The sequence below is a fragment of the Caulobacter sp. CCUG 60055 genome (genome assembly GCF_022750545.1).
In the GTDB taxonomy this organism is placed as follows: Bacteria; Pseudomonadota; Alphaproteobacteria; order Caulobacterales; family Caulobacteraceae; genus PUIC01.
The window spans coordinates 216,113-232,458 of record NZ_PUIC01000008.1; the positions used below are offsets into that span (position 1 = coordinate 216,113).

At 70.1% G+C, this 16,346-nt stretch carries 13 protein-coding genes; 10 read left to right on the forward strand and 3 right to left on the reverse strand.

The genetic code is table 11. The annotated features are described in order from the left end of the window. The first annotated feature begins 2 nt into the window (after positions 1 to 2). Entirely contained in the window at positions 3 to 1,229 is a 1,227-nt protein-coding gene (locus C5708_RS13055; RefSeq protein ID WP_242921766.1) for an acyl-CoA dehydrogenase family protein, read from the forward strand. Between the two features lie 96 nt (positions 1,230 to 1,325). After that, positions 1,326 to 2,993: an energy-dependent translational throttle protein EttA gene (gene ettA, locus C5708_RS13060; protein WP_242921767.1), complete on the forward strand. Its 1,668-nt coding sequence runs from the start codon at positions 1,326 to 1,328 to the stop codon at positions 2,991 to 2,993. Between the two features lie 72 nt (positions 2,994 to 3,065). Here ettA and C5708_RS13065 read toward each other — a convergent pair whose 3' ends face one another. Continuing rightward, on the reverse strand, positions 3,066 to 3,347 hold the full coding sequence (locus C5708_RS13065; protein WP_242921768.1) for a hypothetical protein: 282 nt from the start codon (positions 3,345 to 3,347) through the stop codon (positions 3,066 to 3,068). Positions 3,348 to 3,573: 226 nt separating this feature from the next. On the opposite strand from C5708_RS13065, the gene C5708_RS13070 reads away from it, so the two are divergent. From C5708_RS13070 to metH, 8 genes are all read left to right on the forward strand, one after another. Further along, the gene (locus tag C5708_RS13070; protein WP_242921769.1) at positions 3,574 to 4,569 is read left to right on the forward strand and encodes a 2-hydroxyacid dehydrogenase; all 996 of its coding nucleotides are present in this window, start codon (positions 3,574 to 3,576) and stop codon (positions 4,567 to 4,569) included. A gap of 29 nt (positions 4,570 to 4,598) precedes the next feature. After that, positions 4,599 to 4,964, forward strand: a complete 366-nt coding sequence (locus C5708_RS13075) for a VOC family protein (RefSeq protein ID WP_242921770.1) — start codon at positions 4,599 to 4,601, stop codon at positions 4,962 to 4,964. Between the two features lie 89 nt (positions 4,965 to 5,053). Then, positions 5,054 to 6,025 (forward strand): metalloregulator ArsR/SmtB family transcription factor, encoded by a 972-nt coding sequence (locus tag C5708_RS13080; protein ID WP_242921771.1) that lies wholly within the window; start codon positions 5,054 to 5,056, stop codon positions 6,023 to 6,025. Beyond that, the gene (gene metF, locus C5708_RS13085) at positions 6,022 to 6,963 is read left to right on the forward strand and encodes a methylenetetrahydrofolate reductase [NAD(P)H] (protein ID WP_242921772.1); all 942 of its coding nucleotides are present in this window, start codon (positions 6,022 to 6,024) and stop codon (positions 6,961 to 6,963) included. Before C5708_RS13080 ends, metF begins: the two co-directional genes overlap by 4 nt. After that, positions 6,960 to 7,820 carry a subclass B3 metallo-beta-lactamase gene (bla, locus tag C5708_RS13090; protein WP_242921773.1) on the forward strand — a complete coding sequence of 287 codons (861 nt, stop codon included), beginning with the start codon at positions 6,960 to 6,962 and terminating at the stop codon, positions 7,818 to 7,820. The genes metF and bla overlap by 4 nt, the downstream gene beginning before the upstream one ends. Continuing rightward, positions 7,817 to 8,878, forward strand: coding sequence for a homocysteine S-methyltransferase family protein (locus C5708_RS13095; protein WP_242921774.1), 1,062 nt, complete (start codon positions 7,817 to 7,819; stop codon positions 8,876 to 8,878). The genes bla and C5708_RS13095 overlap by 4 nt, the downstream gene beginning before the upstream one ends. After that, complete coding sequence (locus tag C5708_RS13100; RefSeq protein ID WP_242921775.1) at positions 8,878 to 9,267, forward strand: hypothetical protein; 390 nt, start codon at positions 8,878 to 8,880, stop codon at positions 9,265 to 9,267. Before C5708_RS13095 ends, C5708_RS13100 begins: the two co-directional genes overlap by 1 nt. Continuing rightward, positions 9,268 to 11,940, forward strand: a complete 2,673-nt coding sequence (metH, locus tag C5708_RS13105; RefSeq protein WP_242921777.1) for a methionine synthase — start codon at positions 9,268 to 9,270, stop codon at positions 11,938 to 11,940. Between the two features lie 16 nt (positions 11,941 to 11,956). On the opposite strand, the gene C5708_RS13110 is transcribed toward metH, so the two are convergent. After that, positions 11,957 to 12,703, reverse strand: a complete 747-nt coding sequence (locus tag C5708_RS13110; RefSeq protein WP_242921779.1) for a hypothetical protein — start codon at positions 12,701 to 12,703, stop codon at positions 11,957 to 11,959. Positions 12,704 to 12,725: 22 nt separating this feature from the next. Further along, the gene (locus tag C5708_RS13115; protein WP_242921781.1) at positions 12,726 to 16,331 is read right to left on the reverse strand and encodes a hydantoinase B/oxoprolinase family protein; all 3,606 of its coding nucleotides are present in this window, start codon (positions 16,329 to 16,331) and stop codon (positions 12,726 to 12,728) included. Between the last annotated feature and the right edge of the window lie 15 nt (positions 16,332 to 16,346).

Genomic DNA, 16,346 nt, shown 5'->3' on the forward strand with positions numbered 1-16,346 from the left:
ACATGGACTTCAACGACAGCCCCGAAGAGGCCGCCTACCGCGCCCAGGCCAAGGCCTGGCTGGAGGCCAACGCCGCCGACCACGCCGCCAGAAGCGCGGGCGGGCGCCGGCCCAACACCGACGACCACATGGCCGCCGCCAAGTCCTGGCAGGCCCGCAAGGCCGAGGCCGGCTACGCCTGCATCACCTGGCCCAAGGCCTGGGGCGGCGGCGGCGGATCGCCGATCCAGCAGGTGATCTTCAACCAGGAAGAGGGCAAGGCCGGCGTCAACTACGGCTATTTCACCATCGGCCTGGGCATGTGCGTGCCGACGGTGATGGCCTTCGCCGATGACGAGACCAAGCAGCGCTTCGTCGGCCCGGCCGTGCGCGGCGAGGAGATCTGGTGCCAGCTGTTCTCCGAGCCGGCCGGCGGCTCGGACGTGGCGGCGGCGCGCACCCGCGCCGTGCGCGACGGCGACGACTGGGTGATCAACGGCCAGAAGGTGTGGACCACCGGCGCCCAGTATTCCGACTACGGCATCGTGCTGGTGCGCACCGATCCCGACACGCCCAAGCACAAGGGCCTGACCATGTTCTGGATCGACATGAAGTCGCCGGGCGTGGAGGTGCGGCCGATCTACCAGATGTCGGGCGGTTCGGAGTTCAACGAGGTCTATTTCACCGACGTCCGTGTCAAGGACAGCCAGCGCCTGGGCGAGCCGGGGCAGGGCTGGCAGGTCGCCTTGGTCACGCTGATGAACGAGCGCCTCGCCGTCGGCGGGTCGGCCGGGCCGAACTACGCCGAGATCATGAACCTCGCCCGCGACCTGCCGGCCGGGAACGGGCCGGCCCTGTCGGACGCCTCGTTCCGCGAGAAGCTGGCCGACTGGTACGTCCAGGCCGAAGGGCTGAAGCTGACCCGTTTCCGCACCATGACGGCGCTGTCGCGAGGCCAGACGCCGGGACCGGAAAGTTCAATCGGCAAGATCATTTCCGCCAATCAGCTGCAGGACCTGTCGAACCTGGCGGTCGAGATGGAGGACCAGTACGGGATCATCAACGATCCGGCCCTGGCCCCGATGGAGGCGGCGTTCCAGCAGAGCCTGATGTGGGCGCCGGGCCTGCGCATCGCCGGCGGCACCGACGAGATCCTCAAGAACATCATCGCCGAGCGGGTCCTGGGCCTGCCGGGCGAGGTCCGCGTCGACAAGGACGTGCCGTTCAAGGACATGCCGACGGGGCGGTGATCTCGGCTCGAATACTGCGCCGACGTTGCACGGGCGGGGCGCCCTCAGCTATGAGAGCGCCCAACTCCCGCAGATACCGAACGGACCCGAGCCGCCATGGCGCAGCAGTACATTTTCCAGATGCAGGGCCTGACCAAGGCCTATCCCGGCGGCAAGAAGGTCTTCGAGAACATCTGGCTGTCGTTCTACTCCGACGCCAAGATCGGCGTGGTCGGGGTCAACGGCTCGGGTAAGTCGACCCTGCTGAAGATCATGGCTGGGATCGACAAGGAGTTCTCGGGCGAGGCCCGCGCCGCCGACGGCGTCAAGATGGGCTACCTGGAGCAGGAGCCGCAGCTCGACGAGCAGCTCAACGTCTGGGGCAACGTCATCTCGTGGTGCGAAGAGAAGAAGATCTTCGACCGCTACAACGAAGTCGCCACCCTGATGGGCGAGGAATACACCGACGAGCTGATGGAGGAGATGACCGCCCTCCAGGAGAAGCTCGACGCCGGCGATCTGTGGGACATCGACAGCCGCATCGAAATGGCCATGGACGCCCTGCGCTGTCCGCCCAACGACTGGTCGGTCGAAAGCCTGTCGGGCGGTGAGAAGCGCCGCATCGCGCTCGCCCGCCTGCTGCTGTCCAAGCCGGACATGCTGCTGCTCGACGAGCCGACCAACCACCTCGACGCCGAGTCGGTGGCCTGGCTGCAGCACCACCTGGAAGCCTTCCCCGGCTGCGTGATCCTGGTCACCCACGACCGTTACTTCCTCGACCAGGTCACCAAGTGGACCCTGGAGCTCGACCGCGGCAAGGGCGTGCCCTACGAGGGCAACTATTCCGGCTGGCTGGAGCAGAAGCAGAAGCGCGTCGTGCAGGAGCAGAGCGAAAGCGAAGCCCGCCAGCGCGCGCTCACCCGCGAACTGGACTGGGTGCGCTCCAACGCCAAGGCCCGCCAGTCCAAGTCGAAGGCCCGCCTGGCCGCCTATGAGAAGATGGTCACCGAGCAGGAGAACGCCCGCGGCGCCCAGACCTTCGCCACCATCCAGATCCCGCCCGGCCCGCGCCTCGGCAACGTCGTGCTCGAAGTCGACAATCTGGAAAAGGAATACGGCGACAAGCTGCTGTTCAAGGACCTGTCGTTCAGGCTGCCGCCGAACGGCATCGTCGGCGTCATCGGCCCGAACGGCGCCGGCAAGTCGACCCTGTTCAAGCTGATCACCGGCCAGGAAACGCCCGACGCCGGGGCGATCAAGGTCGGCGAGACGGTCAAGCTGGCCTATGTCGACCAGAGCCGCGACGCGCTCGACCCGAACAAGACCGTCTGGCAGGAGATCAGCGGCGGCACCGACGTCATGGTCGTCGGCAAGCGCGAGATCAATTCGCGCGCCTATGTCGGCGGCTTCAACTTCAAGGGCGGCGACCAGCAGAAGAAGGTCGGCCTGCTGTCGGGCGGCGAGCGCAACCGCGTCCACCTGGCCAAGACGCTGGCCGCCGGCGGCAACCTGATCCTGCTCGACGAACCGACCAATGACCTGGACATCGAAACCTTGCAGGCCCTGGAAGAGGCGCTGGAAGACTTCGCGGGCTGCGCCGTGGTCATCAGCCACGACCGCTGGTTCCTCGACCGCCTGGCGACCCACATCCTGGCCTTCGAGGGCGACAGCCACGTCGAATGGTTCGAAGGCAACTTCGAGGCCTATGAGGAAGACAAGAAGCGCCGCCTGGGCGCCGACAGCCTGATCCCGCACCGGATCAAGTTCCAGAAGTTCAGCCGCTGACCTGACGGCGCGTCCGAAAAGGAAAAGGCCCGGCGATCGCCGGGCCTTTTTTGTCGGGAGCCGTATCCGCTCCTACTTGGGCTGCGCGCCGGCGTCGGGAGCCGGGGCGGCGGCGGCCGGGGCGGCCTTCGGCTTGGCCTTGTGGTGCTTGGCCTTGTGCGCCTTGGCCTTGTGGGCCGGCGCCTTGGCGGCCGGCGCATCGTCCTTGGGCAGTTGGTCGTAGGGGATCGGGCCGGCGTTGGGGCTGCCGGCGGCCTCCGGTTCGGCGGCCTTCTTGTGCGTCGTTTTCGCCATGGCGGGCGCAACGGCCAGGGACAGGGCGGCGACCCCAAGGACAAAGGTCTTCGACAGCATTGCGCGGTTTTCCTCATCTCGGCGGCTGCAAGATCGCAGCCAGCACTGCGCACAACGCCGATGGACGAGGAGCGTTGCATTGGATTTCGCCTTGAGAGCGATCTTTTCTCGTTTTGCGAACGGACGACGATCTGCGCGGCGGCGCGTCGCGATACGGTTGAATATCATGACGGGCTGCGCCCGGCGGGTATAGTCTTTCGGCGGACGCTGTCCGTGGAGCCCGCCGATGCCCGACGCCAAGCCCGTCATCCTGCTCTCGCACGAGATGCTGCTGCCGATGCAGCCCCTGCTCGAACCGGCCTATGTCGTCGCGCGATTGTGGGAGCACAAGGATCGGCTGGCCTTCCTGGACGGCGTCGGCCGCAAGGTGCAGGCCGTCGTCCACGCCGGAGAATTCCGCCTGGAGCCGGACCTCCTGGCCGAGATGCCCAGGCTCGGCCTGATCGCCTGCGTCAGCGTCGGCTATGACGGCGTCGACGTGCCGTGGTGCCGGGCGCACGGCGTCGCCGTCACCCACGCCCCCAGCCTCAACGCCGACGATGTGGCCGACCACGCGGTCGGTTCGCTGATCGCGGTGTGGCGCGGTCTGGTGGAGGGCGACCGCCGGGTGCGCGACGGCCGTTGGGAGGGGCATGAGCGGCTCAACGCCCGCCGCTCGCTCGGCCGCAAGAAGGCCGGCGTGGTCGGACTGGGCGGCATCGGCGAGGCGGTGGCGCGGCGGCTCGAGGTCTTCGGCCTGCAGGTGGCGTGGTGGGGGCCGCGGCCCAAGCCCGACGCCCGCTGGCCGCGCGCCTCCAGCCTGCTCGACCTGGCCAAGGATTCCGACGTGCTGGTGGTCGCCTGCCGGGCCGAGGCGGCGAACCGGGGCCTGATCGACCGGGCGGTGATCGAGGCCCTGGGGCCGCGCGGCTGCCTGGTCAATGTCGCCCGCGGCTCGGTGGTGGACGAGGACGCCCTGATCGCGGCGCTGAAGGACGGCCGGCTGGGCATGGCGGCCCTGGACGTGTTCGAGAAGGAGCCGACGCCGGCCGCCCGCTGGAAGGACGTGCCCAACACGGTGCTGACGCCGCACACCGCCGGCGCGACCCTGGAATCGGCGCCGCAGATGGTGGCCATGTGCCTGGAGAACCTGCGCTGCTTCTTCCATGGCGAACCCCTGGCCAGCCCGGTCGGCGGCTCGGCCGAGCCGCGCGCGAGAGAAGCGGTCGAGGAATATCGCTGAGGAACGCGGACGTTGGCGGGGAGCGGCATATGGCCAAGGTGATCGGACTGGGCGGCGTGTTCTTCAAGGTCGAGAACGCCGACGACTTGCGGGCGTGGTACCGGCGGGTGCTCGGCTTCGAGATCGAGCCGTGGGGCGGAGCGGCTTTTCCGGCCCTTGGCCGGGGCGCGGCGATCTGGAGCCCGTTTCGCGCCGACTCCAACTATTTCGCGCCGTCGCAGGCGACGTTCATGATCAACCTGATGGTCGACGACCTCGACGGGGTGCTGGAGCGGGCCAAGACCGAGGGCGTCGAGCCGCTGAGCCGCGACGACAGCGATCCGAACGGCCGCTTCGCCTGGCTGCTGGACCCGGCCGGGCTCAAGATCGAGCTGTGGGAGCCCAAGGCCGCCTGAGCCCGTCTCCGAGCCCGCCCCCGAGGAACCCGTCCCCAAGGCGAGATTTTCGCTTTACATAACCATATAAAGATATCTTTATATGGTCCATGGCGATGGGTTCGGATCAGGTGGTCGAGGTGCTGCGCGCGGCGGGCGAGCCCACGCGCCTGCGCATCCTGGCTCTGCTGGCCAGCGAAGAGCTGGCCGTGATGGAGCTCAGCCGCATACTGGACCAGAGCCAGCCCCGGGTCTCGCGGCACCTGAAGCTGCTCAGCGAAGCCGGCCTTATCGAGCGATTCCCCGACGGCGCCTGGGTCTTCTATCGGCTTTCCGCCCACGGCGGCGCACGGCCCCTGCTGGACGGCGCGCTGGACCTCATCGATCCCGCCGACCCGGTCACCCAGCGTGACGCCGAGCGGCTGGAGGCGGTGCGGGCCGAGCGGTCGGCCGAGGCGGCCGCCTACTTCGCCCAGAACGCCGCCCGCTGGGACGAGATCCGTTCGCTCTACGTCTCCGAGGCCGATGTCGAGGCCGCCATCCTGGCCGCCGCCGGGGCGGGGCCGTTCGAGCGGCTGGTCGACCTGGGCACCGGCACCGGCCGCATGCTGACCCTGCTGGCGCCGCGGGCCAGGTCGGTGCTCGGCCTCGACATGTCGCAGCAGATGCTGAACATCGCCCGCCGCCACGCCTCGGAGGAGGGGCTGGAGGGCGCCGAGCTGCGTCATGGCGACATCTTCGCCACCCGGCTGCCGGACGGCGCCGCCGATCTGGTGGTGGTGCACCAGGTGCTGCACTACCTGTCCGACCCCGCCGCCGCCGTGGCCGAGGCCGCGCGCCTGGTGGCGCCGGGCGGCCGCCTGCTCATCGTCGACTTCGCCCCGCACGGGCTGGAATTCCTGCGCGAGGCGCATCAGCATCGCCGGCTCGGCTTCTCGGACGACGAGATCGGCCGCTGGTTCGCCGCCGCCGGCCTGGAGGCGCCCGCGTCGGCCGCCCTGCCGCCGACCGACGCCCAGGGCCTGACCGTCAAGGTCTGGTCCGCCGCCCGCCAGGGTGAGAAACAAAGGACCGCCGCATGACCGCCGCCGCCGCCATCATCGAACCTCGCCGCGTGATCGGCCCGGTGGCCCGTGCCGGCGAGCGCGAACACAGCCGTATCCGCTGCTCGTTCGAGTTCTTCCCGCCCAAGACGCCGGAGATGGAGGAGAGCCTGTGGTCGGCGATCCGCCGGCTGGAGCCGCTGAACCCGTCCTTCGTCTCGGTGACCTACGGGGCCGGCGGTTCGACCCGGGAGCGCACCCACCGCACCGTGCGCCGGATCATCGAGGAGACCGGGCTCAAGCCCGCCGCGCACCTGACCTGCGTCGACGCCTCGCGCGAGGAGGTCGATGCGGTGATCCGCGACTACTGGGCGGCCGGCGTGCGCCATGTCGTCGCCCTGCGCGGTGATCCGCCCGGCGGCGTGGGCGGGGTCTATGTCCCGCGCGAGGACGGCTACAAGAACGCCACCGAGCTGACCGCCGCCCTGCGCGCGGTCGCCCCGTTCGAGGTGCTGGTCGGCGTCTATCCCGAGAAACACCCCGAAAGCCCGTCGATGGAGCACGACATCGACGTGCTCAAGGCCAAGGTCGACGCTGGCGCGACGCTGGGCGTCAGCCAGTTCTTCTTCGACATCGACGCCTTCCTGCGCTTCGTCGACCGGGTGCGCGGCGCCGGGATCACCATCCCCATCGTGCCGGCGATCATGCCGGTGACCAATTTCAAGGGGCTGGTGAAGATGGCGGCCGCCTGCCAGGCGACCATTCCCGCCTGGCTGGCCAACCTGTTCGACGGGCTGGATGGCGATCCCGACACCCGCCGGCTGATCGCCTGTTCGGTGGCCGCCGAGATGTGCGCCAAGCTGGAGGAGCAGGGCTTCTCCGACTTCCACTTCTACACCCTCAACCGCGCCGACCTCGTCTACGCGATCTGCCGCGTGCTGGGCGTGCGCGAACATGCGGAGGCCGTCGGGGCATGAGGAAGTTCGCCAGCATCGCCGCGGGCCTCGTCGCCCTCGCGCTTCCGGCCCTGGCGGCGGCCTGGCCGGCGGCCTGGACCAAGCCGACCGAGCCCTATCACGTGGCCGGCAACATCTATTACGTCGGGTCCGAAGGGCTAAGCGCCTATCTGATCTCGACCTCGAGCGGGCTGATCCTGATCGACGGCGGCATGCCGGACGGCGGCGCCGACATCATCGAGGCCAATATCCGCAGGCTGGGTTTCAAGGCGGCGGACGTGAAGATCCTGCTCAACACCCACGCCCATATCGACCACGCCGGGGGGCTGGCCAAGCTCAAGGCCGACACCGGCGCCAAACTCTACGCCAGCGGCGGCGACCGCAAGGCGCTGGAGCAGGGCCGGCACATCGGCGACAACGAGAACGGCGAGGTCAGCTTCCCGCCGGTCAAGGTCGACCGCACCGTGCGCGACGGCGACAAGATCAAGCTGGGCGAGACGGTGCTCATCGCCGTGCTGACGCCGGGCCACACGCCGGGCTGCACGACCTGGACCCTGGCGGTCAACGACAAGGGACGGCCGCTGAACGCGGTGTTCTACGGGTCGACCTCGGTGGCCGGTAACGCGCTGGTCGGCAACAAGGCCTATCCCCGCATCGTCGATGATTATCGCCAGAGCTTCACCCGCCTCAAGGCCACGCCAGCCGACCTCTTCCTGCCCAACCATCCCGAAATGGCCGACCTGGCCGCGAAGCGCGGCAGGGCGCTGACCCCGGGTTCGAACCCGTTTGTCGATCCCGGCGAGATGTCGCGCTACGTCGCCAGGTCGGAACAGGAATTCCAGCGGGAGCTCGCCCGCCAGCAGGGGGCCGCACGATGACTCGCGCCGACCGTATCGCCGCCCTCAAGGCGGCCGCCAAGGAGCGCATTCTGATCCTCGACGGCTCCTGGGGCGTGATGATCCAGAAGGAGAAGCTGTCCGAGGAGGACTATCGCGGCGCGCTGTTCCGGGACCACAACCACCCGCAGAAGGGCAACAACGACCTTCTGTGCCTGACCCGGCCGGACATCATCGGCAAGCTGCACGACGCCTACTACGCCGCCGGCGCCGACATTTCCGAGACCAACACCTTCTCCTCGACCGCCATCGGCATGGCCGACTACGGCATGGAGGCGGCGGTCCGCGACCTCAACCTGCAAGGCGCGCGCATCGCCCGCGCCAGCGCCGACGCCTGGACCGCGAAGGAGCCGCACAAGCCGCGTTTCGTCGCCGGCTCGATCGGGCCGCTGAACCGCACCCTGTCGATCAGCCCTGACGTCAACGATCCCGGCGCGCGGGCGGTGACCTTCGATCAGGTCTATGATTCCTACCGCGAGCAGGCCCTGGCCCTGCACGACGGCGGCGTCGACCTGTTCCTGGTCGAGACGGTGTTCGACACCCTGAACTGCAAGGCGGCGATCAAGGCCATCCTCGACCTGGAGGACGACGGGCTGGAGCCGCTGCCGATCTGGATCTCCGGCACCATCACCGACCGTTCGGGCCGCACCCTGTCGGGCCAGACGGCCGAGGCGTTCTGGAACTCGGTGCGCCACGCCAAGCCGTTCGCGGTCGGCTTCAACTGCGCCCTCGGCGCCGAGTTGATGCGGCCGCACATCGCCGACATCGCCCGCATCGCCGACACCCTGGTCGCGGCCTATCCCAACGCCGGCCTGCCCAACGCCTTCGGCGAGTACGACGAGGAGCCGCACGAGACCGGCCACATGCTGCACGAATGGGCCGAGGCGGGGCTGGTCAACATCCTTGGCGGCTGCTGCGGCACGACGCCCGACCACATCCGCCATGTCGCCGAGGCGGTGGCCGGAGTGACCCCGCGCCAGATCCCCGAGCGGCCGAAAGCCATGCGCCTGTCGGGCCTGGAGCCGTTCGAGCTCGCCTGATGCTGCCGCACGACAAGAAACTGGCGCTCAGCCCCGTCGAGGTCGAGCAGGCCCGCGACATGCGCAACCGCCTGAGCCGCAAGGCGGTCAGCGACAAGGCGCTCGGCGCGCTGGGCACGGCGTTCTTCGAGGTCTGCCGCCGCCTTGAGCTGCCGCCGGGACCGACCGCCGCCGCCGATCTTGCCGCCCCGCCGGCCGCCATCGTGCGCCTGGCCGGGCAGGCGGACATGACCCTGCTGTCGCGCCTTGTCGCCATCCTTCAGCAACAGAAACAGAAGTCGCCCGAGAGCTGGCCGGCCATCGTCGTCGCCGGCGCGCCCCAGGCGATCATCAGCCGACGGCTGGCCCTGGCCGGCCGCGAGCCGCCCGTCGATCAAGGAACTGCGTAAGTGAGACCTGTTTTCGTCAATATCGGCGAGCGCACCAACGTCACCGGCTCGGCCAAGTTCAAGAAGCTGGTGGTCGAGGGCGACTACGCGGCCGCCCTGTCGGTGGCGCGCCAGCAGGTCGAGGCGGGCGCCCAGGTCATCGACATCAACATGGACGAAGGCCTGCTGGATTCGAAGCAGGCCATGGTCACCTTCCTGAACCTGATCGCCTCCGAGCCCGACATCGCCCGCGTGCCGATCATGATCGACAGCTCCAAGTGGGAGGTGATCGAGGCCGGACTGAAGTGCGTCCAGGGCAAGGCGATCGTCAATTCGATCAGCCTGAAGGAGGGCGAGGAGAAGTTCCTGCAGCAGGCCCGGCTCTGCCAGCGCTACGGCGCGGCGGTGGTGGTGATGGCCTTCGACGAGATCGGGCAGGCCGACACCGCCGACCGCAAGGTCGAGATCTGCGAGCGGGCCTATAACACCCTGGTCGACAAGGTCGGGTTCGCGCCCGAGGACATCATCTTCGACCCCAACATCTTCGCCGTGGCGACCGGGATCGAGGAGCACGACAACTACGCCGTCGACTTCATCGAGGCGACGCGGCGGATCAAGCAGCTTCTGCCCTATGCGCGGGTGTCGGGCGGGGTGTCGAACGTGTCGTTCAGCTTCCGCGGCAACGAGCCGGTGCGGCGGGCGATCCACTCGGTGTTCCTGTACCACGCCATCAACGCCGGCATGGACATGGGCATCGTCAACGCCGGCGACCTGCCGGTCTATGACGACATCGACGCCGAACTGCGCGAGGCGGTCGAGGACGTCATCCTCAATCGCAAGCCGAAAGGCGGCGGCTCGCAGACCGAGCGGCTGGTCGACCTCGCGCCCAAGTACAAGGGCGAGAAGGGGGCCGAGAAGGTCGTCGACCTGGCCTGGCGCAACGCGCCGGTGGCCGAGCGGCTGAGCTACGCCCTGGTCCACGGCAATACCGAATTCATCATCGCCGACACCGAAGAGGCGCGGCTGCAGGCCGAGCGGCCGCTGCACGTCATCGAAGGCCCGCTGATGAGCGGCATGAACGTGGTCGGCGACCTGTTCGGCGCGGGCAAGATGTTCCTGCCCCAGGTGGTCAAGTCGGCGCGGGTGATGAAGCAGGCCGTGGCCTATCTGATGCCGTTCATGGAGGCCGAGAAGGAAGGCAAGCCGCGCGAGGCGGCGGGCAAGATCCTGATGGCCACCGTCAAGGGCGACGTCCACGACATCGGCAAGAACATCGTCGGCGTGGTCCTACAGTGCAACAATTACGAGGTCATCGACCTCGGCGTGATGGTGCCGGCCGACCGCATCCTCGACGAGGCCGAGAAGCACAAGGTCGACGTGGTCGGCCTGTCGGGCCTGATCACCCCGTCGCTGGACGAGATGGTGTTCGTCGCCGCCGAGATGGAGCGGCGCGGCTTCGACATTCCGCTGCTGATCGGCGGGGCCACCACCAGCCGCACCCACACGGCGGTCAAGATCGAGCCGGCCTATCATCGCGGCTCGACCACCTATGTGCTGGACGCCAGCCGGGCGGTCGGGGTGGTCTCGAACCTGCTGTCGCCGACCGAGCGGGAGAAGACCGTCGCCGCCACCCGCGCCGAGTACATCCGCGTGCGCGAGCAGTTCGCCCGCGGCCAGGAGGTCAAGGCCCGCACCAGCCTGGCCGACGCCCGCGCCCGGCGGTTCGCTATCGATTGGCCGGCCTATGCCGCGCCGAAGCCGACGTTCATCGGAACGCGAACTTTCGCGCCTTATGATCTGAAAGATTTAGTTAAATACATCGATTGGTCGCCCTTCTTCGCCAGTTGGGAGCTGATCGGCCGCTATCCGCAGATCCTTGAAGACGACGTGGTCGGCGAGGCCGCTCGCAGCCTCTACGCCGACGCGCGCGAGATGCTGGACAAGATCGTCGCCGAGAACTGGTTCGAGGCCAGGGGCGTGGTCGGCCTGTGGCCCGCCAACGCCGAAGGCGATGACGTCGTCGTCTATGCCGATGAGAACCGCGACCGTGAGATCGGCCGCCTGCACACTCTGCGCCAGCAGATGGCCAAGACCGAGGGCAAGGCCAACCTCGCCTTGGCCGACTTCGTCGCGCCGGTCGGGGCGGGGGCCGACTATGTCGGCGGCTTCGCGGTCACCGCCGGCCATGGCGAGGACGAGATCGTCGCCAGGTTCAAGGCGGCGGGGGACGACTATTCGGCGATCATGGCCTCGGCCCTGGCCGACCGGCTGGCCGAAGCCTTCGCCGAGGCGCTGCACCACAAGGTCCGCACCGAGCTTTGGGGCTACGCGCCGGACGAGGGCTTCGACGCCGAGGCGCTGATCGGCGAGAAATACCAGGGCATCCGCCCGGCGCCCGGTTATCCGGCCCAGCCCGACCACACCGAAAAGGACACGCTTTTCCGTCTGTTGGACGCCGAGGCTGAGACCGGGATCACCCTGACAGAGAGCTTCGCCATGAGCCCCGGCGCGGCGGTCAGCGGGCTCTATTTCGGCCACCCGCAGGCGCACTATTTCGGCGTCGGCAAGATCGACCGCGATCAGGTCGAGGACTACGCCCGCCGCAAGGGCTGGGAGGTCGCCAAGGCCGAGCGGTGGCTGTCGCCGATCCTCAACTACGACCCCAACGCCCCGAGGCGCGAGGCGGCCGCCTGACCGCCTCGCCCTGCGGTCAGAGCTTGCAGAGCATCGCGCCGTTCTTGCCCGGCTCAAGCCGGCCGGGGCAGGGCTGCGGGTTGTTGGGATCGACGACGAAGCTGGCGGGCTTCTTGGCCGCCTTGCCCTTCTTGGCCGGGGCCGGGGCCGGCGCGGCGCTCTCGGCCGGGGCCGGCGCGTCGGGCGCCGCCGGCGCGGCGTCCTCGACCTTGGGGGCGTCCTTGGCGGCGTCGGCCGGCGCCGGGTCGGCGTTGGCCTGCAAGGCGGGCGCGGCCAGCAGCGAGCGGACCTGCAGCCGCTTGGCCACGGTCTCGCACCGTTCCGGCAGGCCCCAGTTCATCCAGGAATAGGCGGCCAGCTTCTTGTCGGCGAACTGGGCGGGGGACCACATGCCGCGCCCCTTGGCGGCCGCGGCCAGACCGCGGTCGTGAATCGGCTGCGGGCTGGCCTTCTCGGCCGCCGTTATCGAGGCGGAGAACAGCTTCAGCGCGTCGCGGCCGGCCGCCTGCTGCTCGGCGTAGTCCTTGGCGTCCTCCTTGACGCTGTTCCAGCGCTTGGAGATCGCGTCCAGCTCCGGCTTGACCTCCTTGAACAGCTCCATGTGGCCGCCGAGGACCCCGTAGCACCAGGCGACGAACTCGTAGTCGTCGGAGGGCGCGCCGGCGGGCAGGCGCTCCTCCGTCTCCGGGCCGGGCGGCGCGTCGGCCGCTCCGGCGGCGCCGGTCATCATCAGGGCTAGGGCGAAAAGGGGCGCAACGGCCATACAGGAAACGTCCTTGCTTGCGTCAGCCGGCGGCGCCGACCGGACCGAAGCCGCCGCCTCCCGGCGTCTCGATCTCGATGGCGTCGCCGGGCTGGACGGCGACTGAGAAACAGCCCGGCAGGGTGTTTACCGCGCCGGAGGAGGTTATCAAACGCTGACGGCCGCAAAGGGCTGCATCGCCCCCGGCCAATCCCTGCGGCGCATGCTCGCGCCGGGTGGACAGCAGAGCCGCCTCCATGGGCGCGAGGAAGCGGATGCGCCGGACCACGCCGTCGCCGCCGCGCTTGTTCCCTGCGCCGCCTGAGCCGGGCCGCAGGGCGAAGGTCTCGACGCGCACGGGGAAACGCCGTTCCAGGATCTCGGGATCGGTCAGCCGCGAGTTGGTCATGTGGGTATGCACGCCCGAGGCCCCGTCGGCGTCGGCGGTCGCCCCTGCGCCGCCGCAGATGGTTTCATAGTACTGCCGCGTCGCGTCGCCGAAGGTGAAGTTGTTCATCGTGCCCTGGGCGTTGGCCATGACGCCGAGGGCGGCGTAGAGCGCGTCGACCACATGCTGGCTGGTCTCGACATTGCCGGCGACCACGGCGGCCGGCGGGGCGGGGTTCAGCATCGAGCCGGGCGGCACGACGATGCGCAGGGGCTTGAGGCAGCCGGCGTTCAGCGGGATCTCGTCGTCGACCAGGGTGCGGAACACATAGAGGGCGGCCGCGTCGACGATGGCCGACGGGGCGTTGAAGTTCGAGCCGAGCACGGCGCTGGTGCCGGTGAAGTCGAGCACGGCCTCGCCGGCGGCCGCGTCGACGGTGGTGCGCACCACGATCTCGCCGCCGCCGTCCATCGGCGCCCGGGCCGCCCCGTCGCGCAGGCGCCCGATCGCCCGCCGCACCGAGGCGGCGGCGTTGTCCTGCACGAAGCCCATGTAGCGGGCGACCACGCCGGGGCCGAAGGCCCGGATCATCTCGGCCACCGAGGCCGCCCCCGCCTGGCAGGCGGCGATCTGGGCCTTGAGGTCGGCGATGTTCTGGTCGGGATTGCGGGCGGGCCATGGGCCGGCGGCCAGGGCCGCGCGGATCTCGGCCTCGAGCAGCCGGCCGTCGCGCATCAACGGCAGGGCGTCGAGCAGGACGCCTTCCTCGGCGATGGTGGTCGAGAAGGGGGGCATCGAGCCCGGCTGCACGCCGCCGACGTCGGCGTGGTGTCCCCGCGCGGCGACATAGAAGCTGGGCGCGGCGTCGCCCTGGCTCATGAACACCGGCATGACCACGGTGATGTCGGGCAGGTGGGTGCCGCCGGCATAGGGGTTGTTGAGCACGAAGGCGTCGCCCGGCCGCAGGGCCGGATGGCGGTCGCGGACGGCCCGCACGCTGGCCCCCATCGAGCCCAGGTGCACCGGCATGTGCGGGGCGTTGGCCACCAGCCCGCCCTCGACGTCGAACAGGGCGCAGGAGAAGTCCAGCCGCTCCTTGATGTTCACCGAGTGGGCGGTGCGCTCCAGCGCCGCGCCCATCGCCTCGGCCACGCCCATGAAGCGCCGGTTGAACAACTCCAGCGTCACCGGGTCTGGGCGGTCGCCGGCCTCGTCGGCGCGGATCGCGGCGGCGGCGATGCGCTCCAGGCGGATCAGGCCGTCCGCCTCCGGACGGGCGCGCCAGCCGGGGGCGACGGCGATCTGGGTGTCGCCCCGCACGATCAGGGCCGGCCCGTCCACAGCCTGGGTCAGCCGTTCGGCGTGCAGGATGGGCGCGGCGTGGAAGGCGTCGTCGGCGTAGAGCCGCGTCGTCGTCGCGCCTTCGTCGCCAGCGGCCGGCGGCGGGGCGGCGGCTGTGGCGGGTGGCGTCAGCGAGGCCGCCGCGGCCGCCTCGACCTCGACGCTGGCGACGAGGATCGGCCGGGTCGGCTCGACGAAGCCGAACAGCCGCTGGTGGGCGGTCTCGAAGGCGGCCTTGGCCTCGGCGACGGGACCTAGCGGGACCGGCAGGGCGGCGTCGGCGCCGTCATAGCGCAGCATCAGGCGAAGCTGCACCTCGCCCACGGCCGCGCCCTGGGCGGCGAGGGCGGTCTCGGCTTCCCGACGCAGGGCCTCGGCCGTGTCACGAGCCTGAGCCAAGCCGTTGTCGTCCAATGGTTTTTCCAGTCCCGCCTGACGCAGGGCGCGCACCTCGGCCTGGCCGATGCCCCAGGCCGAAAGCAACGAGGCGTAGCGGGGGCTGAGGATGTCGGCGGCGCCGAGGGCTTCGGCCGCCCAGCAGGCGATCTGGCCGGCGGCGCCGCCGAAGGCGACCAGGGCGTGGTCGCGGGGGTCGAAGCCGCGCTCGGTGGATATGCGGCGCACCGCCTGGGCGGTCTGTTCGACGGCGACGGCGATGAAGCCCTCGGCGGCGGCTTCGGCGCTCTCGGCGCCCATGGCGTCGGCCAGGGCCTGGAGGCGCGCGCGGGCGGCGGCGAGGTCGAGCGGTCGGTCGTGGGTCGGCCCGAACACCGCCGGGAAGAAGCGCGGGTCGATCCGCCCCAGCACCAGATTGGCGTCGGTCACGGTGGCCGGGCCGCCCTTGCCGTAGGCGGCCGGGCCGGGATCGGCCCCGGCGCTGTCCGGGCCGACGCGGGCGCGCAGGCCGTCGAAGGCCAGGATCGAGCCGCCGCCGGCGGCCACCGTCTCGACGTCCAGCATCGGCGCGCGGACCTTGACCCCGGCCACCTTGGCGGTGTCGCGCCGCTCCAGCGCGCCGGCGTAGCGGCAGACGTCGGTCGAGGTGCCGCCCATGTCGAAGCCGAGGGCGGCGCGGGCGCCGGCGGCGTCGGCCGTCCGCGCCACGCCGACCACGCCGCCGGCCGGGCCGGAGACTACGGCGTCCTTGCCCCGGAAGGTCTCGGCGCGGACCAGGCCGCCGTTCGAGGTCATGAAGTACAGCGGCGCGCCCGCGACCGCGCGGGCCACCCGCTGGACATAGGCCTGCAGGGCGGGGGTCAGATAGGCGTCCGCCACCGTGGTCTCGGCCCGCGCGACATAGCGGGGCAGGGGCGAGACCTGGTGCGACAGGGCCACGAACGACAGGCCGGCCTCGCGGGCCAGCTCGGCGGCGGCCAGTTCGTGGACCGGATTGAGGTCGGCGTGCAGGAAGGCGACGGCCGCGCTTTCGTAGCCGTCGAGGGCCGCCTGCTTCAGGCGGGCGAGCAACGCATCGCGGTCGAGGGGGGCGACCACCGCGCCGTCCGCCGCCAGCCGCTCGTCCGCCTCGACGACGCCGGCGTAGAGGGGGGCGGGGCGGACGACGTCGAGGGCGAAGAGGTCCGGCCGGGCCTGGTCGCCGAGGACCAGGGCGTCGGCGAAGCCGCGGGTGGCGACCAGCAGGGTCTTGGCGCCCTTGCGCTCCAGCAGGGCGTTGGTGGCCACCGTCGTGCCCATCTTGATGGCGGTGACGCGCTCGGCGGGGAAGGGCTGGCCGGGCTGCGCGCCCAGCAGCCGGCGCATCCCCTCGACGGCGGCGTCCTCGTAGGCGTCCGAGGTCGACAGCAGTTTCAGGCTGTGGGTGCGTCCCGCCCCGTCGCGGCCGATGATGTCGGTGAAGGTTCCGCCGCGGTCGATCCAGATGACCCATTCGTAACTTGCGGCGGCGTTGGTCGTTGTCATTGTGCGGCCACGATC

Bases quoted from the DNA above. Each gene is read 5' to 3' on its own strand.
- metF (WP_242921772.1), top strand. From the start codon at position 6,022: ATGACCGCCGCCGCCGCCATCATCGAACCTCGCCGCGTGATCGGCCCG.
- C5708_RS13065 (WP_242921768.1), bottom strand. From the start codon at position 3,347: ATGCTGTCGAAGACCTTTGTCCTTGGGGTCGCCGCCCTGTCCCTGGCC.
- C5708_RS13110 (WP_242921779.1), bottom strand. From the start codon at position 12,703: ATGGCCGTTGCGCCCCTTTTCGCCCTAGCCCTGATGATGACCGGCGCC.
- C5708_RS13070 (WP_242921769.1), top strand. From the start codon at position 3,574: ATGCCCGACGCCAAGCCCGTCATCCTGCTCTCGCACGAGATGCTGCTG.
- ettA (WP_242921767.1), top strand. From the start codon at position 1,326: ATGGCGCAGCAGTACATTTTCCAGATGCAGGGCCTGACCAAGGCCTAT.
- C5708_RS13080 (WP_242921771.1), top strand. From the start codon at position 5,054: ATGGCGATGGGTTCGGATCAGGTGGTCGAGGTGCTGCGCGCGGCGGGC.
- C5708_RS13115 (WP_242921781.1), bottom strand. From the start codon at position 16,331: ATGACAACGACCAACGCCGCCGCAAGTTACGAATGGGTCATCTGGATC.
- C5708_RS13055 (WP_242921766.1), top strand. From the start codon at position 3: ATGGACTTCAACGACAGCCCCGAAGAGGCCGCCTACCGCGCCCAGGCC.
- C5708_RS13075 (WP_242921770.1), top strand. From the start codon at position 4,599: ATGGCCAAGGTGATCGGACTGGGCGGCGTGTTCTTCAAGGTCGAGAAC.
- C5708_RS13095 (WP_242921774.1), top strand. From the start codon at position 7,817: ATGACTCGCGCCGACCGTATCGCCGCCCTCAAGGCGGCCGCCAAGGAG.
- bla (WP_242921773.1), top strand. From the start codon at position 6,960: ATGAGGAAGTTCGCCAGCATCGCCGCGGGCCTCGTCGCCCTCGCGCTT.
- C5708_RS13100 (WP_242921775.1), top strand. From the start codon at position 8,878: ATGCTGCCGCACGACAAGAAACTGGCGCTCAGCCCCGTCGAGGTCGAG.